The organism is Micromonospora sp. ATLC20, assembly GCF_057196585.1.
On the sequence record NZ_JBXUOV010000248.1, the window covers coordinates 1 to 6,430 of the forward strand.

General features: G+C 72.8%; 4 protein-coding genes and 2 pseudogenes. 5 read left to right on the forward strand and 1 reads right to left on the reverse strand.

Going from position 1 to position 6,430, the window contains the following annotated elements; genetic code table 11:
- Positions 1-439 (reverse strand): annotated as a pseudogene (locus AC2CHG_RS29060) (hypothetical protein); the annotation flags it as partial.
- Between the two features lie 485 nt (positions 440-924).
- On the opposite strand from AC2CHG_RS29060, the gene pdhA reads away from it, so the two are divergent.
- The 5 genes and pseudogenes from pdhA to AC2CHG_RS29085 form a co-directional block, all read left to right on the forward strand.
- Positions 925-2,103, forward strand: coding sequence for a pyruvate dehydrogenase (acetyl-transferring) E1 component subunit alpha (pdhA, locus tag AC2CHG_RS29065; RefSeq protein WP_013473399.1), 1,179 nt, complete (start codon positions 925-927; stop codon positions 2,101-2,103).
- Entirely contained in the window at positions 2,103-3,092 is a 990-nt protein-coding gene (locus tag AC2CHG_RS29070; RefSeq protein WP_030269708.1) for an alpha-ketoacid dehydrogenase subunit beta, read from the forward strand. Before pdhA ends, AC2CHG_RS29070 begins: the two co-directional genes overlap by 1 nt.
- A gap of 5 nt (positions 3,093-3,097) precedes the next feature.
- Positions 3,098-4,570: a dihydrolipoamide acetyltransferase family protein gene (locus AC2CHG_RS29075; RefSeq protein WP_262013017.1), complete on the forward strand. Its 1,473-nt coding sequence runs from the start codon at positions 3,098-3,100 to the stop codon at positions 4,568-4,570.
- Positions 4,571-4,794: 224 nt separating this feature from the next.
- Positions 4,795-4,932 (forward strand): hypothetical protein, encoded by a 138-nt coding sequence (locus AC2CHG_RS29080; protein ID WP_013283356.1) that lies wholly within the window; start codon positions 4,795-4,797, stop codon positions 4,930-4,932.
- Between the two features lie 348 nt (positions 4,933-5,280).
- A pseudogene (locus tag AC2CHG_RS29085) lies at positions 5,281-6,430 on the forward strand (LppU/SCO3897 family protein); the annotation flags it as partial.

The window sequence follows — 6,430 nt, forward strand, 5'->3', positions numbered from 1 at the left end:
GGGGCGCGGCGACCGGGCGGGACCGGTGCCGGGAGCCGAGGTCGCTGTCGTCGGGCAGGACCGGCGCCGCCGGGAGCACCGGTCGCGCCGGGGGCACCGAGGTCACGTCGACGGCGGGCGTGGCCGTGGACGGCGCCGGGGCCTGGGTGCCCTGGGGCATCGGGATGACCACCGGGCCGACCGAGGGGGTCGGCAGGAACGGGGTGCTGGTGTCGGGCAGGGCACTGTTGCCGACGGTGGCGGATCCGGTGCTGATCGCGGCGAGGATCGGCATCGACGCGGTGCCGGCGAGCAACGCCACGGTGAGCAGGTAGCCGCGGCTGGGACCGCCGGTCCCGGTGGCGCGGTGGGCGCCCACGACCCGGCGGTACGGGGAGGCGGGCAGTGCCCGGTGCCGGCCGAGGAAGGGCGTACCTGGTGGACCCTCTGGTTCGGACACCGGCACACTCCTCACGCACGGATGGACGAAGAGCACGCGCGGATATTCGGACAAATGCCGCGCAACAGCTCACCGCAAGCTTGACCCAGTGACGCTCAGTTCACCAGCCGCAACCGCGTGTCGACACACATTTTGTGCGTCGGCCGCACCCACCACTGCGGACAAAAGCGCTTATCCGTCGTGAACCCGATCGAACCTCACCGGCGAGGGAGGCCATACTGTGGGCCCGCTCACCTCCTCTGCAATCATTCAGACACGACGGCAACGCAGCCGCCACCTCCGCGTACCCCGCGGCTGGTGCGGAACGGCGCCGGCGCTCCCGGGCCTGGGTCTGTCCCCGACCGACTCCGGCTCACGCCGCGCGGCAACCCCTACCGGGGTCAGGCGCGGTCGCCAGGGACCGACCCGGCACCAGCCGGGCGGGCGCACGAGGTGCTCGGCTCGGGTAACCCCCGGCGCCGGCGCAGACAGACAGGGAGAGACGGATGGCAAAGGGCGACCCCGGGGCCGCCACCCGCAGCAAGCGGGCCGCACCCCGAACCAGACGCGCCGCCGCGACCGGTGAACCGGAACTCGTACAACTGCTGACCCCCGAGGGTGAGCGGATCGAGAGCGCGCTCGGCCCGGACGGGACCGAGTACCGCGTCGACTTCACCGACGAGGAGTACCGCGGGCTGTACCGCGACCTCGTGCTGGTCCGCAAGCTGGACGCCGAGGCCACCGCTCTGCAGCGCCAGGGCGAGCTGGGACTGTGGGCAAGTCTGCTGGGCCAGGAGGCCGCGCAGGTCGGCTCCGGCCGGGCGCTGCGTACGCAGGACATGGCCTTCCCGACCTACCGCGAGCACGGCGTGCTCTACTGCCGCGGCATCGACCCGATCATGCCGCTGGGCCTGTTCCGCGGCGTCGACCAGGGCGGCTGGGACCCGAACGAGTTCAAGTTCAACATGTACACGATCGTGATCGGGGCGCAGACCCTGCACGCGACCGGGTACGCCATGGGTGTCGCCATGGACGGCAAGACCGGCGGCGAGGACGGCGAGGCGGTCATCGCCTACTTCGGCGACGGCGCCACCAGCCAGGGCGACGTCAACGAGTCGTTCGTCTGGGCCAGCGTCTTCAACGCCCCGCTGGTGTTCTTCTGCCAGAACAACCAGTACGCCATCTCCGAGCCGCTGGAGCGGCAGACCCGCGTGCCGCTGTACCGGCGGGCCGGCGGGTTCGGCTTCCCGGGTGTCCGGGTGGACGGCAACGACGTGCTCGCGTCGTACGCGGTGACCCGGCACGCGCTGGACAACGCGCGCAACGGCCAGGGCCCGAGCCTGATCGAGGCGTACACCTACCGGATGGGCGCGCACACCACCTCCGACGACCCGACCCGCTACCGCATCGCCAGCGAGGTCGAGGCGTGGCAGGCGAAGGACCCGATCGCCCGGATGAAGGCGTTCCTGACCAAGCAGAAGATCGCCGACGAGTCGTTCTTCACCGCTGTCGACGAGCAGGCCCGCACCGAGTCGGTGCACCTGCGCGAGCGCGTGCTCGCCATGCCCGACCCGCAGCCGGTGACCATGTTCGACCACGTCTACCCCAACGGCTCTCCCGAACTGGACGAGCAGCGGGCCCGGTTCACGCAGTACATGGAGTCCTTCGAGGGGAGCGCGCACTGATGGCCACGGAGACGCTCACCCTCGGCAAGGCGCTCAACACCGGCCTGCGGCGGGCCCTGGAGAACGACCCGAAGGTCGTCATCATGGGCGAGGACGTCGGCAAGCTCGGCGGCGTGTTCCGGATCACCGACGGTCTCCAGAAGGACTTCGGCGACCAGCGCGTGATCGACACCCCGCTGGCCGAGTCCGGCATCATCGGCACCGCCGTCGGCCTGGCCATCCGCGGCTTCCGGCCGGTCTGCGAGATCCAGTTCGACGGCTTCGTCTACCCCGCGTACGACCAGATCGTGTCGCAGGTGGCGAAGATGCACTACCGCTCGCAGGGCAAGGTGCGGATCCCGATGGTCATCCGCATCCCGTTCGGCGGCGGCATCGGGGCGGTCGAGCACCACTCCGAGTCGCCCGAGGCGTACTTCGCGCACACCGCCGGTCTCAAGGTGGTGAGCTGCGCGAACCCGCAGGACGCGTACGTGATGATCCAGCAGGCCATCGCCTCGGACGACCCGATCGTGTTCCTGGAGCCGAAGCGGCGCTACTGGGAGAAGGGTCCGGTGGACCTGGACGCGCCGATCGCCGACGCGTACCCGCTGCACTCGGCCCGGGTCGCGCGGCCCGGCACCGACGCGACGGTGCTGGCGTACGGCCCGATGGTCCGCACCGCGCTCGACGCGGCCACCGCCGCCGCCGAGGACGGCCGCGAGCTGGAGGTCATCGACCTGCGCACGATCTCGCCGCTGGACCTGACCGCCGCGTACGAGTCGGTGCGGCGCACCGGCCGCTGCGTGGTCGTGCACGAGGCCCCGGGCAACCTGGGTCTCGGGTCGGAGATCGCGGCCCGGATCACCGAGGAGTGCTTCTACTCCCTGGAGTCCCCGGTGCTGCGGGTGACCGGCTTCGACACCCCCTACCCGGCCGCCCGGGTGGAGGAGGAGTACCTGCCCGACCTGGACCGGGTGCTCGACGCCGTCGACCGCACGTTCGGCTGGTGAGCGGCATGTCCCGGATCAAGGAGTTCAACCTTCCCGACCTGGGCGAGGGCCTGACCGAGGGCGAGATCCTCGCCTGGCTGGTCAAGGTCGGCGACGACATCGAGCTGAACCAGCCGATCGTCGAGGTGGAGACCGCCAAGGCGGCGGTCGAGATCCCGGCGAAGTGGGCCGGCCGGGTGCAGGCGATCTTCCACCCGGAGGGGTCGACGGTCGAGGTCGGCGTGCCGATCATCGCGATCGACACCGACCCGAACGCCGGGCCGATCGAGGAGTCGACGACCGCGACCCCCGCGTCGGACCTGCCCGCACCGTCTGCGGCGTCGCTCGCCGCGGTCCAGGTCGCGCCCGCCGAGGGCATGGTCGAGCCGGGCCTGATCGGTGGTGTGGCCCCGGGTGGGCGTACCGCCGTGCTGGTCGGCTACGGCCCGCGCAACGCCCCGGCCAAGCGCCGCCCCCGCAAGGGGGGCGACGCGCCGGCTGCGGCACCGGCTCAGGCCGCCGCCCCGGTGGCACCCGCGCCTGTCGTCCCCGCGCCGGTGGCGCCCGCTCCCGCGGCGGCGGTCAACGGCAACGGCCGGGTCTCCGGTCCGGTGCTCGCCAAGCCGCCGGTCCGCAAGCTGGCAAAGGATCTCGGCATCGACCTGGCCACGCTCACCGGCTCGGGTCCGCTCGGCTCGATCACCCGTGAGGACGTACAGCGGGCGGCGAGCGCGACTCCGGCGGCGGCCGAGCCGCTGACGGTCGCGGCACCGGCCGCGTCGGCCGCGAGCTTCGGCGCGGACCGCGAGCAGCGCATCCCGGTCAAGGGGGTACGCAAGCTCACCGCGGAGAACATGGCCCGCTCGGCGTTCACCGCCCCGCACGTGACGGAGTTCCTGACCGTAGACGTGACCCGGGCGATGAAGGCGCTGGACCGGCTGCGCGACCGGCGCGAGTGGCGGGACGTACGCGTCTCGCCGCTGCTGCTGGTCGCCAAGGCGGTGCTCCTGGCGGTCAAGCGGCACCCGATGGTCAACTCGACCTGGGCCGGCGACGAGATCGTGGTGAAGGAGTACGTCAACCTCGGCATCGCGGCGGCCACCGAGCGCGGCCTGATCGTGCCGAACATCAAGGACGCCGGGCGGCTCTCGCTGCGCGAGCTGGCGGACGCGATGACGGAACTCGTGCAGACCGCGAAGTCGGGCAAGACGTCCCCGGCGGACATGTCCGGCGGCACGCTCACCATCACCAACGTCGGCGTCTTCGGCGTCGACACCGGTACGCCGATCCTGCCCCCGGGTGAGTCGGCGATCCTCGCCTTCGGCGCGGTACGGGAGCAGCCCTGGGTGCACAAGGGCAAGGTGAAGCCGCGCCTGGTGACCACGCTGGGCCTGTCCTTCGACCACCGGATCATCGACGGTGAGCTGGGCTCGAAGTTCCTCCGCGACATCGGGGACTTCCTGGCCGACCCGGAGGCGGCGCTGCTCGCCTGGACCTGACGAACCACCGCTCCGGTTACGGCCGGTGTGCCGAGGGTGAACGCCCGGCACACCGGCCGTAACCGTTTTGGGAACGGAATCATAGGACCGAGGGGTGGGTGGACCTACGATCCGTAGGTACGTGGTTCAGCTCACCTAGTAATCGATGGCGATGACGGGCCCGGTGCGCTTAAATAGAGACATCAAGGGGCTGACAACCGAATAGCCAGGAGGAGAGACCCAAGATGAGCATGATCGAGCGAATCCGCACCCGCCGCGACGCCAACCGCCGCGCCCGCGCCATCGAGCACGCGCTGCGTTCCGCCAACTCGCCCGCGGTCCGCGAGGAGCTTCTCGCCATCGCCCAGCGTCACATGAGCTGACGCCACAGACCTTTCTCACCTCCTCCAGTCCGAAGACCCGCCCGACTCCGGGCGGGTCTTCGGCGTACCGGTATCGGTCGGCACCGGGATTCCACCTCGCTTCACCGCCCGGTACGGTTGGCACGGTCGCCAACCGGCTGACTCCGGACGGATACGAGACAGCGAAACCCATCGACGTCGTCCGGTGACTTTCGGTGACCGCTGATGCTCCCCCGAGCGGCCTCGGGCGACCACCGGATACGGTGCGGGGAGCCCGCACGGCCGGTACCCGCCGGCGACGCCGGTAGTCGTGCCGACGGTTTTCCCGACCGGCATCGGCGGCCGACCTGTGATGGAGGAGGCGCACCCATGACGTCCGAGGCTCCGCACCGCCCCGGCCAGGAGCCGGGCGAGGTGTCGCCGGGCACCGGCGGACCGGTGCCGTACGGCGATCAGCCGGCGCAGCAGGACAACGGGTACAACGGCGCACCCGACCTCGGCTGGGCACCGCCCCCGCCGGCCGGTCGGCCCGCGCAGCCGGCCCCGGCCTGGGCCGCGAACGACGACCAGCCACCCGCATGGGCCCCGCCCGCCGGGCAGCCGGTGACCGGGCGGGCGACCGCCCAGGTCCCGCAGCCCGCCTGGGGCGGCAACGACCAGGGCAACCCCGCCTGGTCCGGTTCCGGTGGCCCCGCCTGGGGCAACCAGGAGCAGCCCGGCCCTGATCGCGGCGCCGAGCAGGCGCCGCCCGCCTGGTCCGCCACGCCGCCGGGCAGCCCGGCCGAGCCGTCGCAGGCCCCCTGGGCCGCCGCCGAGCAGAACCGCCAGGGGTGGAACGCAGGCGAGCAGCAGCAGGGCTGGTCGCCGTCCGGTGACCCGGCCGCCCGCGACACCGGTTACGTGCCCGCACCGGCCACCGTGCCGAACGAGACCTGGGTCACGCCCGCCCCCGCGGACGACCCGCACCGCTCCGGCGGCTTCGCGCCCACCGGCGGGCAGCACGAGGACGCCTCCGGTCGCGCCGGTGGCTGGGCCGCCGCGCAGCAGCAGCAGGACGACCCGAACCGCTCGGGCGGCTGGACCCCGCGCGACGAGCAGCCCGCCGCGTCCGACGACCCGAGCCGCTCGGGCGGCTGGACCCCGCGGGAGAGCCAGCCGGCCTGGGCGCCGGGTCAGCAGACCGGCGCCACCTGGCCGCCGGCCGACCCGCCCGCCCGGGCCGCCGCAGCCGTCTCGGTGCCCGGCGCCACCCGGCCGGACAACGCCTGGTCCACTCCGGAGCAGTCCGATCAGGACAACTGCTCGGCCGAGGACAGCGGCGGCTGGCGCGCGACCGGCGGGCCGCAGCACGACGAGGGACAGCGTTCCGGCGGCTGGCCCGCCCCGCAGGCCGAGAACCGGTCCGGCGGCTGGGACGAGCCGGCCCGCACCGAGGACCCGGACCGCTCGGGCGGCTGGGCCGCCGGGCGCGCCGCGAACCCGGCCGAGGCGGCACAGCCGGGCGGCTGGGAGCCGAACC

What these genes read in the sequence shown, in the direction of transcription:
- pdhA (WP_013473399.1), top strand. Translation starts at nt 925, where the DNA reads ATGGCAAAGGGCGACCCCGGGGCCGCCACCCGCAGCAAGCGGGCCGCA.
- AC2CHG_RS29070 (WP_030269708.1), top strand. Translation starts at nt 2,103, where the DNA reads ATGGCCACGGAGACGCTCACCCTCGGCAAGGCGCTCAACACCGGCCTG.
- AC2CHG_RS29075 (WP_262013017.1), top strand. Translation starts at nt 3,098, where the DNA reads ATGTCCCGGATCAAGGAGTTCAACCTTCCCGACCTGGGCGAGGGCCTG.
- AC2CHG_RS29080 (WP_013283356.1), top strand. Translation starts at nt 4,795, where the DNA reads ATGAGCATGATCGAGCGAATCCGCACCCGCCGCGACGCCAACCGCCGC.